Genomic DNA, 17,948 nt, shown 5'->3' with positions numbered 1-17,948 from the left:
TCTTTTAAAAAAACTTTTTTTTATAAAAATTTAATTCCATTACAGATTCATGAATATCTTCTAGTGCTGTATGATTTTTTTTTTTAAATTTTTTATACATTGCAGGACGCCAACGTAATACTAATTCCTTAATAGTACTAACATCTATACATCTATAATGAAAATAATTATCTAAATTAGGCATATATCGATTTAAAAACTTTCTATCATGATAAACACTATTACCGCAAATAGGTGATGATTGAATTGGAACCCATTTTTTTAGAAATAATATAGTTTCATATTCAGCTTGTGATTCATTGTATATACTATTTTTTACTCTTTTTATTAATCCGTTTTTTTTATGTATTTTGGTATTCCATTCATCCATCATTAAGATATGCTCTTTCTTTTGATAAATAGCTATAACTGGACCTTCTGCAATTATATTTAAATTAATATCTGTAACTAATGTAGCAATTTCTATAATTCGGTGTATTTCGGCATTTAATCCAGTCATTTCTAAATCAATCCAAATTAAATTTTTTTTATTAATTGTCATAACTTTTTATAAATTTTATGCTATAAAAAATTAAATTTTAAAAAATTATATTTTTTTAATTGCATTTTTGTAGTTAAAAAAATGATGAATATAGTATAATAAAAATTTAATAAAAAATATATATCTTTAAATACATAAAATTTTAGTTGAGACCAACAAGATGAAAATTATAAGTCCTATTAAAACTAAATCTTGGGAAAATTTAAAAAATCATTTTGAAGATATCAAAAATATTCATTTAAAGGATCTTTTTTCTAATGATCTTCATCGATTTGAAAAATTTTCTATTTTATTTGATAATGAAATATTATTTGATTTTTCAAAGAATCGCATTACTAAAAAAACTTTAAAGTTATTATTAGATTTAGCAAAAGAAATGAATATTAAATCTGCTATTCATTTGATGTTTTCTGGGTCTAAAATTAATATAACTGAAAATCGACCTGTATTACATATTGCTTTACGTAATAGAAGTAACTTTCCAATTTTATTAAATGGTTTGAATATTATGCCAGAAATAAACAATGTACTTAAAAAAATGAAAGAATTTTCAGATTTAGTTATTAATGGGATATGGAAAGGTTATACAGGTAAATCAATTTCTGATATTGTTAATATAGGGATTGGTGGATCAGATTTAGGTCCTTATATGGTTACAGAAGCATTACGTCCATATAAAAATCATTTAAACATTCATTATGTTTCTAATATAGATGGTACACATCTTTCTGAAGTTTTAAAAAAGATCAATCCTGAAACAACATTATTTTTAATAGCATCAAAAACATTTACTACAGAAGAAACAATAACTAATGCCAATAGTGCAAAATCTTGGTTTTTAGATTATTTTAAAAAAAATGATGCTTTAAATAACCATTTTTTTGCTTTATCAGCTAATATAAAGAATGCTGTAAATTTTGGAATTAATATAAAAAATATTTTTAAATTTTGGGAATGGGTAGGTGGTCGTTTTTCATTGTGGTCTTCTGTTGGATTATCAATTATTTTATCTATTGGATATGATAATTTTGAAAAATTTTTGGAAGGAGCACATGTTATGGACAATCATTTTTATAATACTTCAAATGATAAAAATATTCCTATATTATTAGCTCTCATTAGTATTTGGTATACCAATTTTTTTGGTTCTGAAACAGAAGCAATATTTCCATATGATCAATATATGCATCGTTTTGCTGCGTATTTTCAACAATCTAATATGGAATCTAATGGTAAATCAGTTGATAAATATGGGGAAAAAGTTGAGTATAATACTGGACCTATTATCTGGGGTGAACCAGGTACGAATGGTCAACACGCTTTTTTTCAGTTAATGCATCAGGGCACTAAATTAATTCCAAGTGATTTTATTATACCTGTTCTTTCTCATAATTATTTAGATGATCATCATATAAAACTAATATCTAATTTTTTAGCTCAGACTCAAGCGCTTGCTTTTGGAAATCATCCCAATTTTTTCGAAGATAATGCTATTATAAAAGATAATCAAGAAAGAATAAATAAAATTTTACCTTTTAAAATATGTCACGGAAATCAACCTACAAACTCTATTTTATTAAGAAAAATAACACCTTATAATTTAGGTATATTAATTGCGTTGTATGAGCATAAAATTTTTGTTCAAGGTCATATATTAAATATTTTTAGTTTTGATCAATGGGGTGTTGAAATAGGTAAAAAATTAGCTACAGATATTTATTCCAGACTTCACGAAAAAGCAAAAAATAAAAAAATTTATGATTCTTCGACTGAAGGTCTAATTAAGTTTTATAAAAATTTTTTAAAAAAATAACATTAGTTTTTCTTTTTTTAATTTTTAAATATTAAAAAAATTTTCTATTGTATTAATAAAATAATAGTAGGTATTAAAAAATATTTTTTTATTAAAAAGAAATACCTATTAAGGTTAATTGATAAAAAACGTCCTCGTTTATATATATAAAATATGAGAAAAACTTCATGCTAACTTTAATAAAGTTAAAAATACAAAATTTTGGTCAATTTTTAAGTAATATGATTATGCCTAATATAAGTATATTTATTACATGGGGGATTATGAATGCTTTGTTTATACCATTAGGATGGCAGCCTAATAAAATATTAGCTCAGTTAATCCCCCCTATGATTTTTTATCTTCTGCCTATTCTTATAGGATATACTGGAGGTCGTTTAATTTCAGGTGAAAGAGGTGGTTTAGTTGGCAGTATTGCAACTATAGGTATGATAATGAGTGCAGATATACCGATGTTGTTAGGTGGCATGGTTGCTGGTCCATTAAGCGCATGGATAATAAAAATTTTTGATGAAATAATTAAAAATAAAATTAAAAGCGGATTTGAAATGTTGGTTAATAACTTTTCTCTAGCTATTATTGGAACATTTTTAACAATTATTTCATTTTTTTTTATTGGTCCATTTATTCAATGGATGTCTCACTCTTTAGGAGAATTAATAAAAATTGCTATAAATTATAATTTGTTGCCATTAATTTCCTTTATAACAGAACCAGCTAAAGTTTTATTTTTAAATAATGCAATAAATCATGGTATTTTTACTCCTTTGGGTATTCAAGAAATATCACAAAGTAAAAGTTCTTTATTTTTTTTAATAGAATCAAATCCCGGACCAGGATTAGGTGTATTAATAGCCTGTTTTTTTTTCGGAGATAGAGAACTATACAAATCTTCAGGAGGAGCAGCAGTTATTGAATTTATAGGAGGAGTACATGAAATTTATTTTCCTTATATATTAATGAAACCAATATTAATAATATCTTTGATATTAGGAAGTATGACAGGTATTTTTATGCTGGTTTTTTTTAAAGGTGGATTAATTTCTGCTGTATCACCAGGTTCTATTTTATCTATTTTAGCTATGACAAAAAAAGATTTATATCTTATTAATATTTTTTCTATATTTTCTTCTTTTTTGGTTTCTTTTATTAGTTCTTTTTTCTTTTTTAAATTCCACTGTATTGAAAATTTAGGAAAAAATAAAAATTTTGGAAAAGTATTTAATAAAAAATCAATTAATTTATCAAAAAAAAATAAAAGAAAATATATTTTTTTTAACAATATTAAAAATATTGAAAATATAAAAAAAATTATCATTGCTTGTGATGCAGGTATGGGTTCAAGTGCTATAGGGGCAAGTATTCTTCGAAAAAAAATAGTCAGCAAGAATTTAGTACATATTTCTGTTTCTAATATTGCTATTCATTTATTACCTAAAAATGTAGATCTAGTTATTACACATAAGAATCTAACTAATCGAGCAAAAAAATATGCTCCTGATGCACAACATATATCATTAATAAATTTTCTTGATAATGATTTTTATGACAATTTAGTAAAAAAATTATCCACAAACCAATTTTCCTATAAGAATATTCATAACGAATTTGACGATATTTCCGAGATAAATAATAATTTTAAAAAAGAAATTTTGCCAAAAATATTTTTTGAAATAAGTGAAAAAAACATTTTTATTAATCAAAGTGCTAAAAACAAAGAAGAAGCAATTAAAATTGTTGGTCAATATTTAGTGGAACAAGGATATGTTAAAACTAATTATATTAATGCAATGCTTGATCGAGAAAAAATAGCTTCTACTTGGTTGGGTGAATCAGTGGCTCTACCCCATGGTACTATTCAAGCGAAAGATTCTATCTTAAAAACTGGTGTAGTTTTTTGTCAATTTCCAAAAGGTGTTCATTTTGGAGAAAATGCAGATGATATTGCTTATATTGTTATTGGTATTGCTGCAAAAAACAATGAACATGTTATGGTAGTTAGTAAAATTACTAATGCACTAGATGATAAAGACGTTATCTTTAAATTATCTACAACAAACAGTGTTAAAGAAATTTTATCATATTTAAATTTAAATATCACAAAGAAATAATTTTAATTGGAATCATTTTATGCAAGCATTACATTTTGGGGCGGGGAATATTGGTCGTGGTTTTATCGGAAGAGTATTATCAAATTCTGGTTTTAATTTAATTTTTTCAGATATAAATCAGAATATTATTAACTCTATTAATCATTATAAAAAATATAAAATCAAATTAATTAGTGATAATTTTAAAAAAAATATATATATAAAAAATATCACTGCTGTGCATTTTTCTGATCCAAAAATTTCAAACATTATTTCTAATGTAGATCTCATTACAACTGCAGTTGGACCGAATGCTCTTGATAAAGTAGCTATGTCTCTTTTAGAAGGAATTATTTTAAAAATTCGTTGCAATTCTATTAAACCATTAAATATTATTGCATGCGAAAATAAAATTAGAGCTAGCTCTTATTTAAAAAAGAGTATACTTAATAAAATACCTATTAAATATCATAATTATATTGATACATACATTGGTTTTGTAGATTGTAGTATTGACACAATTATACCCACTTGCTCTTCTTCAGAAGAAAAAAATAATCTATCTTTGATTGCTGAAAAATTTCAAGAATGGATTGTTGATAAAAATCAGTTTAAAGGAAAAATTCCTGAAATAATTGATATGAAAGTAAGTGATAATTTAATATCTTTTATAGATAGAAAATTTTTAACTCTTAATACAGGTCACGCTATAGCAGCATATTTAGGTTCTATAAAAAACTATACAAACATATATGAAACAATTTCTAATTCTACTATAGAAAATATTGTAAAAAATGCCATGAACGAAAGTGGAATAGTTTTAATTAAAAGATATAAATTTAATAAAAAAGATCATATTTCTTATATTAATAAAATTTTCAATCGTTTTAAAAACCCTATCTTTTCAGATAGAATTGAACGTATTGGACGTAATCCAATACAAAAGTTAAGTCAAGATGAACGTTTAATTAGACCTTTTTTAGGTGCCATACAATATAATTTCCCATATTTTAATTTAGTCCGAGGTATTGCTGCTGCTTTACATTATAAAAATAAAAATGACATTGAATCTATCAAATTATCCTCCTTAATAAAAAATATTGGTATTGAAAAAACTTTAGTTAAAGTAACTAATTTAGATATGAAAAGAAAAGAAATAAATATAATTATTAAAGAATATAATTCTATATTAAAATCTTTTTAAAAATATTTATATTAGAGAATGAGTTTATATGCAAACTATTCGTATATTATCAGCAAATTTATCTAGCCAAATTTCAGCTGGAGAAGTAATTGAAAGACCATCATCTGTTGTTAAAGAACTTATAGAAAATAGTATTGATGCTAAATCAAAAAATATTAATATTAGTATTAAAGAAAATGGTTTACAATCTATAATTGTAAATGACGATGGTTATGGTATTAAAAAAAATGAATTATTACTTGCAATTTCACCCCATGCTACCAGTAAAATTCATACTATTATAGATTTAAATAATATTAATACATTTGGGTTTAGAGGTGAAGCTTTATCTAGTATTCGATCTATTTCAAGAATTAATGTCATTTCATGTTATAAACATAAAAATATAGGATGGAATATATATTCAGAAGGAATGTCTTATTTAACTACATTAAAACCTATCGCACATCCATTAGGAACTACTGTGATAGTAGAAAATTTATTTTATAATATTCCTATTCGTTTAAAATTTATAAAAAATAAGAATTTAGAATGTTTAAAAATATTTGAAATAATAAAAAAGATAGCTTTATCTCATTTTCATGTTAATTTTTCTTTTAAAAGAGACAAAAAGCATGTTTTATATTTTAATGCAATAAAAAAAAATGAAAATAAAATTTATCGATTGAAAGAGATATTTAATGATATTGATATAAATTCTGTATTGGAAATAAAAGAAGAAATAAAAGATATTATATTTTTTGGTTGGTTAATTTTTTCTCATTTACCTTTTAAAAAGATACAATATTCCTACATTAATAATAGATATGTTAATAATAAACTCGTTAAAAATGCGGTTTTTCGTGCTTTTGATGAAGTTATAGGTAGTAGAAAAAAAATATCTTTTGTAATTTATATTACGTTACCTCCTAATAAAATAGATGTTAATATTCATCCTACTAAAAGAGATATTCAATTTCGTGAAGAAAACTTAATTTATTTTTTTTTATATAAATCTCTTTTGTTTCATTTGAAAAAATCAAATATGAAATATTTTCAAAATAGTTTTTCTTATAAAAAAAATTTGAATGAGTGTGAAGATTATAATTCTTCTTTTTTACAGTTGGATAAAAAATATAACGTTTCTTTAAACAATCAAAAGAATAATTTATATAAAGACATGTTTTCCAATGATATGTTTAGTTCCCATTCTCAAATGATTCTCAAAAAGAATTGTTTTTCTCTTGGCAGATTGTTAATCGTTTTTCAAAATTATTATGGATTGATATATAACTCTAGTTTTTTTTTAATTTCTTTTCCATTTTTAAAAAAAATCGTTAATCAATATAAATTAAAAAATATGATTAAAAATCATATAATACCTAAAAATTTTTCATTTCATTTTACATTTTTTTTTAATTTTCAGAAAGGTGAGATATTTTTTAATAACAAGGAGTTATTATTACAATTTGGTTTTAAATTTCTTTTAAAAAGTACTTCCATTACCTTCAATAGTATTCCTGATTTTTTAAAAGGTCAAAAAGTTGATTTATTATCTAATTTTCTTTCATTTTTTTGTTTAAAACAAAAGATTTATGTTAAAGATATAGTACAATGGTTTGATAAAAATATATTAATAGAAAAAAAAAAATGGAATTACATAGATGGAACTTCATTATTATTAGAGGTAGAAAATTTTTATCCTTCTGTATTTAAAAAACCTTCATCTCAATTATTAAAAAAAATAGATATTGATACATTATTATGCACATTAAAAATATAAATTCTAAAGAAAAAAAACCCATTGTTTTTTTTTTAATGGGTCCAACTGGATGTGGAAAAAGCAAAATTGCTATCTATCTTAGAAAATATTTACCAATAGAAATAATCAGTGTTGATTCTGCATTAATTTACCGTAATATGAATATAGGAACAGATAAACCAGATACTTCAGATTTAAAAAAACATCCTCATCGTTTGTTAAATATTAAAGATCCTACTGAGATTTATTCTGCTGCAGAATTTAGAAAAGATGCATTAAAAGAGATTTCAAGTATTTTAAGCATTGGTAAAATTCCATTTCTTGTTGGTGGCACAATGTTTTATTATAAAACGTTGTTACATGGAATATCTGATTTACCTAGACCAAACATTGAAATTCGTAAATATTTATTAAGAAAAAAAAAAATAATAAAAATTTCTTATATGAAAAGTTAATTTCAATAGATCCTATATCTGCCAATCGTATTCATCAAAACGATACCCAAAGATTAATAAGAGCATTAGAAATTTTTTATCTATCTGGAAGGACTTTAACTTTTTTAAAAAACAAAAAAAATAATTATTTACCATATGATATTATTCAATATTCTATTTTACCAAAAAATAAATTATGGTTATATCAAAAAATAGAAATGCGTGTAAAAAAAATATTAATGTTGGGTTTTCAAAAAGAAGTTGAAAACTTATTTTTTAGAAGAGATATACATAAAAATTTACCATCAATGAGATGTATCGGATATCGTCAGATGTGGGAATATCTTGAATATAAAATTAGTTATGAGGAAATGTTTAAAAAAATAATTTTTGCAACAAGAAAATTAGCTAAACATCAAATAACTTGGTTAAAAAAATGGAAAAATGTGCACTATTTTTATGATAATAATCCAAATTATTTGCTTAATAAAATTTTAGAAATAATTAAATAAAAATAGATATTTAATTTTTTTAGTAAATTTTAGATAAAAAATAATTTTTTAAAAAAATATAAATTTTCATTAATTTTAATTTTTTTATGTATTAATTAATTTTATTAGATTATATTTATAAAAAAATAAAATTTTTTTATTGGCATATATTAATTCTAATTAATATTTTTTAATTAAAATTAATGTCATTATTTAAGTTAATTTTTCTGATAATTATTGATAAGCAATAAAACTAATAAAATGAGGCATAAAATGGCCTGGAATAAATTTAACTATAATAAACCAGAACTAGATCCTTGGGGGAAAGAGAAGAGTCAAGAAAAAAAAGGTGAAAAAAATAATGAAAGAAAAATAATATTAGATTTAAAAAGGTTTTTATATAATATTAACAATATTATAATCAATAAAACATCTAGTTCTCCAAATATGTTAAAAAAGAAAGTCAATCCATTTTTTTTTATAGTTTTTATACTTTTTTTTGTTTGGTTTTTAAGTGGTTTTTATACAATTAAAGAAGCTGAACGTGGAGTAATTACAAATTTTGGTAAATTTAGTCATTTAGTTCAACCAGGATTGAATTGGAGACCAGTTTTTATTAGTGAAGTAAAAGCAGTCAATGTTGAAAGTGTTCGAGAATTAGCAACATCTGGTATTATGTTAACCTCAGATGAAAATGTAGTACGTGTAGAAATGAACGTACAATACAAAATTACTAATCCTGCTGATTATCTTTTCTCTGTTTTTTATCCTGACGATAGTTTACGTCAAGCAACTGATAGTGCGTTACGTGGGGTTATTGGACATTCAACTATGGATAGAGTTTTAACTGAAGGACGTACTTTAGTACGAAGTGATACTCAAAAAGAAATTGAAGAAACAATTAAACCTTATGCATTAGGAATAACTATATTAGATGTTAATTTTCAAACAGCCAGACCTCCAGAAGAAGTGAAATCATCTTTTGATGATGCTATTGCCGCTCGTGAAAATCGTGAACAATATGTTCGTGAAGCTGAAGCCTATTCAAATGAGGTACAACCAAAAGCACATGGAACAGCACAAAGGATTTTAGAAGAAGCTAAAGCATATTCTTCTCGTATTATTTTAGAAGCTCAAGGAGAAGTAGTGCGTTTTTTAAAAATTTTACCTGAATATAAAAAAAATAAAAAAATGACTCTACAACGTCTTTATATAGAATCAATGGAAAAAATATTAAGTAAAAATAATAAAATTTTTATTGACAAAAAAAATGATTCAAAATTATTTTTATCTTTAAATAATATTTTTAGTGAAGTTGAATTGAATAAAAAATTTTTTGTTAAAAATAAAATTAATACATTGAAAAATAATTCTTATTCTTTAGAAGAAAATAAAAAAGTTAATTCGTTTTCTTCATTGTCGCCAAATATTGTTTCAAAACAACGTTATACAGATTCTATCCGTAATAATATTAAAAATATAGAGAGAAAATAAACATATGAATAAAATTATTATTTGTATATTAAGTTTTTTTCTTCTTCTTTTTTCTTCTTCTTTTTTTATTGTAAAAGAAGGTGAGCGTGGAATTGTACTTCAATTTGGAAAAGTTTTAAAAAACAATCAACAAAAAACTCTTGTATATAATCCTGGTTTACATTTTAAAATTCCATTCATAGAAAACATTAAAATGTTAGATGCGCGTATTCATACTATGGATAACCAAGCAGATCGCTTTGTAACAAAAGAAAAAAAAGATCTTATTGTTGATTCTTATATTAAATGGCGTATTGGTGATTTTGGTCGTTATTATTTATCTACTGGAGGTGGAGATACTTTTCAAGCTGAAGTTTTACTAAAAAGAAAGTTTAGCGATCGATTACGTTCTGAAATAGGACGTCTTAATGTAAAAGAGATTGTAAATGATTCACGAGGAAGGTTGACAACAGATGTTCTTCATTCTTTAAATGAAGGAACTATGAATATAGAAAAAACATCATTAATTAACATTAATAGCATGAAAGCTTTAGGAATTGAAGTAATAGATGTACGTATTAAACAAATTAATTTACCAATAGAAGTATCTGATGCTATATATAATAGAATGAGAGCAGAAAGAGAAGCAGTTGCCAGAAGTCAACGTTCTCAAGGTCAAGAAAAAGCTGAAAAATTACGTGCAAATGCTGATTATAAAGTGTCTATGATATTAGCAGAAGCAAAAAAAGAAGCTTTGATTATAAAAGGTGAAGGAGAAGCAGAAGTAGCTAAATTATTTTCACAAGCTTTTTCTAAAGAATCTGATTTTTATTTTTTTATTCGTAGTTTGCATGCTTATGAGAAAAGTTTTAATAAAAATGATATAATGTTAATTAATTCAGATAATGATTTTTTTAAATATATGGACAAAATATTAAAAAATTAATTCTTACAATGAATTCAATATATAGGTATTTAAAGAATGAAAAAAAACATTGTGATACTTGGTACTCAATGGGGTGATGAAGGTAAAGGAAAGATAGTCGATTTTTTATCCTCAAATAGTTCTTATGTAGTCCGATACCATGGAGGCAATAATGCAGGTCATACTTTAGTTGTAAATAAAAAAAAGATTATTCTTCATTTAATTCCATCAGGATTATTATATCCTAATGTAATTGGAATTATTTCAAATGGAGTAGTAATTTCTCCTTTTGAATTAATTAAAGAAATTAAGATGTTAGAAGAAAATGGTTATTTTATTAATAAACGTCTTTATATTTCTCCATCAGCACCCTTAATTTTACCTTATCATATTCAAATGGACTTAGCTCGAGAAAAAAAATTAGGAAATTATTTACTTGGTACAACAGGTCGTGGGATTGGTCCTGCTTATGAAGATAAAATTGCACGTCGTTCTTTACAAATAGGAGATTTAAAAAATAAAAAAGAATTATCCAGAAAATTAGAAATAATAGTTGATTATTATAATAGTCAATTAGTATCATTTTATAAATGTAAACCAATAGATTATAAAAATATTTTAAAAGATTTATTGGAAATAACAGATTTTATTTATGATATGATTCAGGATACTACTAATATTTTACATCAGGCTATTAAAGATAAAAAAAGAATTATTTTTGAAGGTGCTCAAGGTAGTCTTTTAGATATTGATCATGGGACATATCCATATGTTACTTCTTCTAATAGCACTATAGGTGGGGTAATGACTGGAACAGGTCTGGGACCTAAAAATTTAGATTATATATTAGGAGTAACTAAAGCGTACTCTACAAGAGTAGGACAAGGTCCATTTCCGACTGAATTGTTTAATGATGTAGATCATTATCTTTCTACAACAGGTCAAGAATTTGGATCTACAACTGGTCGTAAAAGACGTACTGGATGGCTTGATGGAGTTGCTTTACGTTATGCAGTTAAAATTAATTCTTTATCTGCATTATGTATAACAAAATTAGATGTTTTAGACAATTTAAAAGAAATAAAAATTTGTACATCTTACAAAAACATTAATTCTTTAGAGAATTACAACAATTTTTCTAATGTTAATTTAAATAATATAATTCCAATATATGAAGTATATCCAGGATGGATGAAAAAAACTTCAGGTATTAAGAATATAGAAGATTTGCCTCAAGAAGCTCGAAACTATATTCATCATATTGAAAAAATAGCAAAAATTCCTGTTGATATTATTTCTACAGGTCCAGATCGTTTAGATACTATTTTAGTAAAAAAATTGTTTTTTTAAATTACAAATTTTTATGTATATTTTGATGTAATTTAAAAAAAATATTAATAATTTTAATTAATTAAATAAATAATTATTTATTTTTTTATAGGTTTAATTTAAATATATATTAAAAAAATATAAGCGGAGAAGTAAATATGGTAGTAGATTCCTACCAAAAAAAAGAAAATAAGAAATATAATAATATTATTCCATGTAAAGAAAAAATTTTATTTTTATTAAAAAATTCTAAAGATTTAATTAATCAAAAAAAAATAGAACTCAAATTTAATATTTATAACCAAGAAGAGAAAATAGCATTACATCATAGATTAAAATTAATGCAACGAAATAATCAAATTATACGTACTTATAATGATTATTACATTACTCTAGAAAATAAAAAAATAGTTCAAGGACAAGTGATTGGCCATAGAGATGGTTACGGTTTTCTTAGGACAGAGAAATTTAAAGATGATATTTGGTTGTCAATAGAACAAATGAAATTATGTATTCATGGAGATATTGTTGTAGCTCATATTATCAAATCTGAGAGAAAAGGAAAAAAAATTGCTAAAGTATTAAAAAGATTGAAACCGAATAAAATTTTAATTATAGGTCAATATTATATAGATAATAAAAAAGACGTTGTTATCCCGAACGATAGTCGATTTAATTTTAAAATATTTATTTCTAAACCAGTTATATTTAGTACAAAAATTTCCATAGGATCTATTGTGGTTGTTAATTTAAAGCAACATTCTATTCAAAAGAATACTCAGATAAAAGGAAGAATAGTTGAAGTTCTTGGAAAAGAAATGGAAACAAATTTGGCTATTAATATAGCATTACGTACACATTGTATTCCTTATTTATGGTCAGAAAAAGCAAAAAAACAATTATCTCAAATAAAAAATACGATTAATAAAAAAGATTTAAAAGACCGCATAGATTTAAGACATATACCATTTTTTACCATTGATGAGGAAGATGCTCGCGATTTTGATGATGCTATTTTTTGTAAAAAAAAAAACAATGGAAAAAATGGATGGATTTTATGGGTAGCAATTGCTGATGTAAGCTATTATATTAAACCTCGTACAGCGTTAGATAAAGACGCTTTAAAAAGAGGAAATTCCATATATTTCCCTTCTTTAGTTATACCTATGTTGCCAGAAAAGATATCTATAGATATTTGTTCTTTAAATCCAAATGTAGAACGTTTGTGCTTAATTTGTGAAATGAATTTATCAAATAAAGGAGAATTACTTGAATATAAACATTATGAGGCAGTAATATGTTCCCATGGACGTTTTACGTACAATGAAATATTTAAAATATGGAATGGTGATCCTGAACTTTGTTTTAAATATAAAAATGTATTGAAATATATTCAAAATTTATCCTCTTTACAAGAAATTTTAAAAAGATATAATATATCTAAAAAAGGTATTTATTTTGAAAATATTGAAACTAAATTTATATTAGATACGCATTTTCGAATTAAAAAAATTTATCAAAATATTCGAAATGATGCGCATAAATTTATTGAATCATGTATGATATTAGCTAATGTAGCTTCAGCTAAATTTATTGAAAAATATCAATTATCTGTTTTATTTCGAAATCATGATTGTCCTAGTAAAGATAGTGTTATTAACTTTCGATCTTTTTTGAAAAGATTTAAATTATCTTTGTTAGGAGGAGAAGTACCAAAATCTATACATTATTCAAATTTTTTAAAAAAGATTATTAATCGTACTGATTATGAAATAATTCAAAATATATTATTACGTTCTATGAAACAAGCAGTATATGATCCAGAAAATCGTGGTCATTTTGGTTTATCTTTATCTAGTTACGTTCATTTCACTTCCCCCATTAGACGTTATCCTGATCTTATAACTCATAGAGTTATTAAAAAATTATTGTTAAAAGAAAAAACAATTTTTCTTAAAGAAAAAAGTTTGTATAAAAGTAATTTATATAATATGAATGAAATGAAAAAAATAGGTATACACTGCTCAATGACAGAAAGACGAGCAGATGAAGCTACTAGAGATGTTATCGATTGGTTAAAATGTGATTTTATGAAAAAGAAAATTGGTAATGTACTTACAGGTGTTATTTCAAATGTGACGACGTTTGGTTTTTTTGTTCGTTTAAACCAATATTTTATTGATGGATTAGTTCGTATAGCATCGTTAAGTGATGATTATTACTATTTTGATTCTATTGGATTAAAATTAATTGGAAAATTTAGTAAAAACACTTATTGTCTTGGTGATATTTTACAGGTAAAAGTTATTGCTGTAAATATTAATGAGCGTAAGATAGAATTGTCTTTGTGTATGTCTAAATAACTTACATTTTTGTGAATAGATCTTAAAAAAAATGAAATTTATTGATTTTTTAGTAAAATTAAAATAAAATATATATAAATATAGTATCTTTTTTTATTAATATTCTTTTTTTTCAAAATAGTAATACTACATTTTAATAAAAAAGACAAAATATCCAAAAGGATTACTTTTAATGCGTCATTATGAAATAATTTTTATGATTCATCCAGACTATAGTGAAAAAGTATCTATAATAATTGATAAATATAAAAAAATGATTCATGATAATCTTGGTATTATACATCGTTTAGAAGATTGGGGTAGACGACAACTATCTTATCCTATTAACAAATTACATAAAGCACATTATATTTTGATGAATATAGAAACTTCTCCTAAAACTATTAATTTATTAGAAACAGATTTTCGATTTAATAATATAGTTATTAGAAATATTATTATGTCTGTAAAAAAAGCAATAAGCGATTTATCACCTGTAATGAAATTAAAAGAAGAGAAAAAAGAAAAAAAATAAATTTATATATTAAATATATTTTTATTAAAAAATTTACATGTTTATTTAAGAGGAAGTTGAAATCATGGCAGCACGCTACTTTCGCCGTCGAAAATTCTGTCGTTTTACTGCAGAAGGAATTCAAGAAATAGACTATAAAGATATTACTATGCTAAAAAATTATATTACAGAAAACGGTAAAATTGTTCCTAGTCGTATCACCGGTACTCGAGCTAAATATCAACGGCAATTGTCTAGAGCTATTAAAAAAGCACGTTATCTTGCATTACTTCCATATACTGATCAGCATCACTAATATTAATTCATTAAGAAAAATATTTAAAAAATTGTAAAACAAATAGAAAATAAGAGAGAAACATAAAAAAATGGAAGTAATTCTTTTATTAAAAATAAAAACATTAGGCAATTCTGGTGAGATAATAAATGTTAAATCTGGTTATGCTAGAAATTTTTTAATTCCTACAGGAAAAGCGATTTTAGCTAATAAAAAGAATATTGAATCTTTTCAGGCTCAGCGTATTAAGTTAGAAAAAGAAAATATTAGTAAATTACGCATTGCTCAATCTCGTGCTGAAAAAATAAAAGAAATAAAATCTATTACAATTCCTTCAAAAGTTGGTAAGGAAGGAAAAATATTTGGTTCAATAGGAATTAGAAATATTATTAAAGAAATGAATTTATTAGGTATTAAAATAAATAAGAAAGAACTTCGATTACCAAATGGAGTATTACGTCATGTAGGAGAGCATAAAGTTTCTTTTCAACCTCATAATGATGTACATGAATCTTTTATAGTAAATATTATTGCAAAAAAATAAATAATGATATTAAAAATAAATTTAATATATACGGTATGTAGTTGAATGTTAAAAAAAGTTTGTAATTTAGCACAAATCGCCGGTCATGCTATTATGGATTGTTATTTTTCTACAAAACAATCAAAAAATATCTTTTATAAGTCAGATAATACTCCGGTAACTGATGCTGACTATAAATCAAATAATATTATAAAAAAGGGATTATCTTTAATTTCTCCGGAAATTCCAATTCTATCTGAAGAACAATCACACAATATTAAAAATTATAAAAATTGGCATACTTATTGGTTAATTGATCCATTAGATGGGACAAAAGAATTTTTAAAAAAAAATGGCGAATTTACAGTAAATATTAGTTTAATTAAGAAAGGTATACCCGTATTAGGCGTAATATATGCTCCTTTTTTTGATATTTTATATTTTTCTAATAAAAAAGAAGCATGGAAAAAAAATAAAAAAAAAGGATATACAAAAAAAATTTCTGTTTCACAAACAAAAAAACTATTGCTTGTTATCAGTCGTTCGCATCCTCATAAAAAATTAGATATTTTTTTAAATCAAATTAATACTAATTATAAAATAAAAAAATTAGGTTCTTCATTAAAATTTTGTTATTTAGCTGAAGGAAAGGTCCAAATATATCCAAGGTTTGGAAATACATTTATTTGGGACACGGCAGCCGGTCATGCTATTCTAACTGCAGCAGGCGGAACAGTAAAGACATGGGATGGAAAAGAATTAAATTATTCATTGTCTCAACGATCGTCTTTAATTAATTCTGGTTTTTTAGCTTCATCTTGATATTTTTATAAAATACTAAAATAGACTTTTATGAACACAATTAAAATTAAAATATTAAATCCAAAAATTAAAAAAAATAAGAATTTATTACCTAAATATGCAACTCCTGGATCTTCTGCTTTAGATCTTAGAGCGAGTATAAAAGAGAAGATAATTTTATCTTCTAAAAAAGTAGTTTTGATACCGTCAGGCATTGCGATACATATTCATAATCCTTATATTACTGCTTTGATTTTACCTCGATCCGGATTAGGTCATAAAAGTGGTATTGTTCTAGGAAATTTAACTGGATTAATTGATTCAGATTATCAAGGTGAATTGATGATATCTTTATGGAATAGAAGTGCGAAAGATTTTTTAGTTTATCCTTATGATAGAATTGCCCAAATAATATTCGTTCCTATCTTAAAACCTAAATTTTCTATAGTTGAAAATTTCGAAAAAGATACTGCTCGTTGTTTAAATGGATTTGGTCATTCAGGTATTTAGTATTATTTTTGAACAAAAAAAGTGTTTTGTCCATGATATTCAATTAATTGTAATGCATATTTTTTAAGTTTTTTTTGTCTTTCAAGATAGTATATAAGATCATTAATCGTAATTATTGAATGAAATTTGTAATTTTTTATATTTTTAAAATTATTTTTTTTATCTAAGTTTGAATAGTTTTTTATTTTTTCTTTTCGATCTAATAAAATAAAAATTGAAGATATTTCACCTTGTTCTTTTTTTATTATTTTAACGGCGCGGTTTATTGAAATACCGGATGTAATAACATCATCTAAAATAATAATTCTTTTTTTCCTTATTTCATTTCCAACTAAATATCCTTTTTCTCCATGTTGTTTTTTTTCTTTTCTATCAAAAGAATATGGAATGTTTAAGTTATATTGATTTTTTAATGCTATAGAAGTAGCTACTACAATAGGGATTCCTTTGTAGGCAGTTCCAAATAACATATCGAATTTAATATTTAAATCAATTATAGCACGGGCATAAATAGAACCAATTTTATTAATATCTTCACCGGTTGATAATAATCCTGAATTAAAAAAATAAGGACTTATTTTGCCAGATTTTAATATAAACTTACCAAAGTTTAAGACTTTTTTTTTAAAATAAATTCAATAAATTCTTTTTTCCATTCCATAAAATTCAGTCCTAGATGTAGTGAAAATTTTTTTATTGATACCTTGAATACTAATGATATTTATTTTTTATATTTTTTTTTATTTTTTATGGCCCCTGCTGGATTTGAACCAGCGACCAAGCGATTATGAGTCGCCTGCTCTAACCACTGAGCTAAGGGGCCAAATATTTTTTTATTATTATACTATAAATGAATTTCTTTTAATAATCTATAGTTCTTTTACTTTTTTTTTAAGTTAAATTTTATTTTTATATCTATTTG

At 24.0% G+C, this 17,948-nt stretch carries 14 protein-coding genes, 1 tRNA gene and 2 pseudogenes; 14 read left to right on the top strand and 3 right to left on the bottom strand.

Going from position 1 to position 17,948, the window contains the following annotated elements; all coding sequences use genetic code 11:
* Positions 1 to 4 precede the first annotated feature (4 nt).
* Complete coding sequence (gene orn, locus AB4W74_RS02925) at positions 5 to 541, bottom strand: oligoribonuclease (protein WP_367681952.1); 537 nt, start codon at positions 539 to 541, stop codon at positions 5 to 7.
* Positions 542 to 701: 160 nt separating this feature from the next.
* On the opposite strand from orn, the gene pgi reads away from it, so the two are divergent.
* The 14 genes and pseudogenes from pgi to dut all read left to right on the top strand — a co-directional run bounded on the left by pgi (position 702) and on the right by dut (position 17,026).
* Positions 702 to 2,354, top strand: a complete 1,653-nt coding sequence (gene pgi, locus AB4W74_RS02920) for a glucose-6-phosphate isomerase (protein ID WP_367681951.1) — start codon at positions 702 to 704, stop codon at positions 2,352 to 2,354.
* Between the two features lie 167 nt (positions 2,355 to 2,521).
* The gene (locus tag AB4W74_RS02915) at positions 2,522 to 4,465 is read left to right on the top strand and encodes a PTS mannitol transporter subunit IICBA (protein ID WP_367681950.1); all 1,944 of its coding nucleotides are present in this window, start codon (positions 2,522 to 2,524) and stop codon (positions 4,463 to 4,465) included.
* A 19-nt stretch (positions 4,466 to 4,484) separates the two neighbouring features.
* Positions 4,485 to 5,648, top strand: a complete 1,164-nt coding sequence (locus AB4W74_RS02910) for a mannitol-1-phosphate 5-dehydrogenase (RefSeq protein WP_367681949.1) — start codon at positions 4,485 to 4,487, stop codon at positions 5,646 to 5,648.
* 28 nt (positions 5,649 to 5,676) lie between these two features.
* Complete coding sequence (gene mutL, locus AB4W74_RS02905) at positions 5,677 to 7,410, top strand: DNA mismatch repair endonuclease MutL (RefSeq protein ID WP_367681948.1); 1,734 nt, start codon at positions 5,677 to 5,679, stop codon at positions 7,408 to 7,410.
* A 35-nt stretch (positions 7,411 to 7,445) separates the two neighbouring features.
* A pseudogene (gene miaA, locus AB4W74_RS02900) lies at positions 7,446 to 8,335 on the top strand (tRNA (adenosine(37)-N6)-dimethylallyltransferase MiaA).
* A gap of 252 nt (positions 8,336 to 8,587) precedes the next feature.
* On the top strand, positions 8,588 to 9,808 hold the full coding sequence (gene hflK, locus AB4W74_RS02895) for an FtsH protease activity modulator HflK (protein ID WP_367681947.1): 1,221 nt from the start codon (positions 8,588 to 8,590) through the stop codon (positions 9,806 to 9,808).
* Between the two features lie 4 nt (positions 9,809 to 9,812).
* Positions 9,813 to 10,733, top strand: a complete 921-nt coding sequence (gene hflC, locus AB4W74_RS02890; RefSeq protein WP_367681946.1) for a protease modulator HflC — start codon at positions 9,813 to 9,815, stop codon at positions 10,731 to 10,733.
* Between the two features lie 36 nt (positions 10,734 to 10,769).
* Positions 10,770 to 12,062: an adenylosuccinate synthase gene (locus AB4W74_RS02885; protein ID WP_367681945.1), complete on the top strand. Its 1,293-nt coding sequence runs from the start codon at positions 10,770 to 10,772 to the stop codon at positions 12,060 to 12,062.
* Positions 12,063 to 12,199: 137 nt separating this feature from the next.
* A complete protein-coding gene (gene rnr / locus AB4W74_RS02880; protein WP_367681944.1) occupies positions 12,200 to 14,404 on the top strand; it encodes a ribonuclease R in 2,205 nt (734 codons plus the stop codon).
* 172 nt (positions 14,405 to 14,576) lie between these two features.
* Positions 14,577 to 14,918, top strand: a complete 342-nt coding sequence (gene rpsF / locus AB4W74_RS02875) for a 30S ribosomal protein S6 (protein WP_367681943.1) — start codon at positions 14,577 to 14,579, stop codon at positions 14,916 to 14,918.
* A gap of 64 nt (positions 14,919 to 14,982) precedes the next feature.
* A complete protein-coding gene (gene rpsR / locus AB4W74_RS02870) occupies positions 14,983 to 15,213 on the top strand; it encodes a 30S ribosomal protein S18 (RefSeq protein WP_367681942.1) in 231 nt (76 codons plus the stop codon).
* Between the two features lie 70 nt (positions 15,214 to 15,283).
* Positions 15,284 to 15,736 carry a 50S ribosomal protein L9 gene (gene rplI / locus AB4W74_RS02865; RefSeq protein WP_367681941.1) on the top strand — a complete coding sequence of 151 codons (453 nt, stop codon included), beginning with the start codon at positions 15,284 to 15,286 and terminating at the stop codon, positions 15,734 to 15,736.
* A 45-nt stretch (positions 15,737 to 15,781) separates the two neighbouring features.
* Complete coding sequence (cysQ, locus tag AB4W74_RS02860; protein WP_367681940.1) at positions 15,782 to 16,537, top strand: 3'(2'),5'-bisphosphate nucleotidase CysQ; 756 nt, start codon at positions 15,782 to 15,784, stop codon at positions 16,535 to 16,537.
* Positions 16,538 to 16,567: 30 nt separating this feature from the next.
* Complete coding sequence (gene dut / locus AB4W74_RS02855) at positions 16,568 to 17,026, top strand: dUTP diphosphatase (protein ID WP_367681939.1); 459 nt, start codon at positions 16,568 to 16,570, stop codon at positions 17,024 to 17,026.
* A 2-nt stretch (positions 17,027 to 17,028) separates the two neighbouring features.
* Here the strand turns inward: dut and pyrE are convergent.
* A pseudogene (gene pyrE, locus AB4W74_RS02850) lies at positions 17,029 to 17,687 on the bottom strand (orotate phosphoribosyltransferase).
* An 89-nt stretch (positions 17,688 to 17,776) separates the two neighbouring features.
* Positions 17,777 to 17,849, bottom strand: a tRNA-Ile gene (locus tag AB4W74_RS02845).
* Positions 17,850 to 17,948: the final 99 nt, after the last annotated feature.

Origin of the sequence: Buchnera aphidicola (Hyalopterus amygdali) (assembly GCF_964059015.1) — a bacterium.
Lineage (GTDB): Bacteria > Pseudomonadota > Gammaproteobacteria > Enterobacterales > Enterobacteriaceae > Buchnera > Buchnera aphidicola_BN.
The sequence above is the reverse complement of the archived record's forward strand: the minus strand, read 5'-3'. Positions and strand labels throughout refer to the sequence as shown.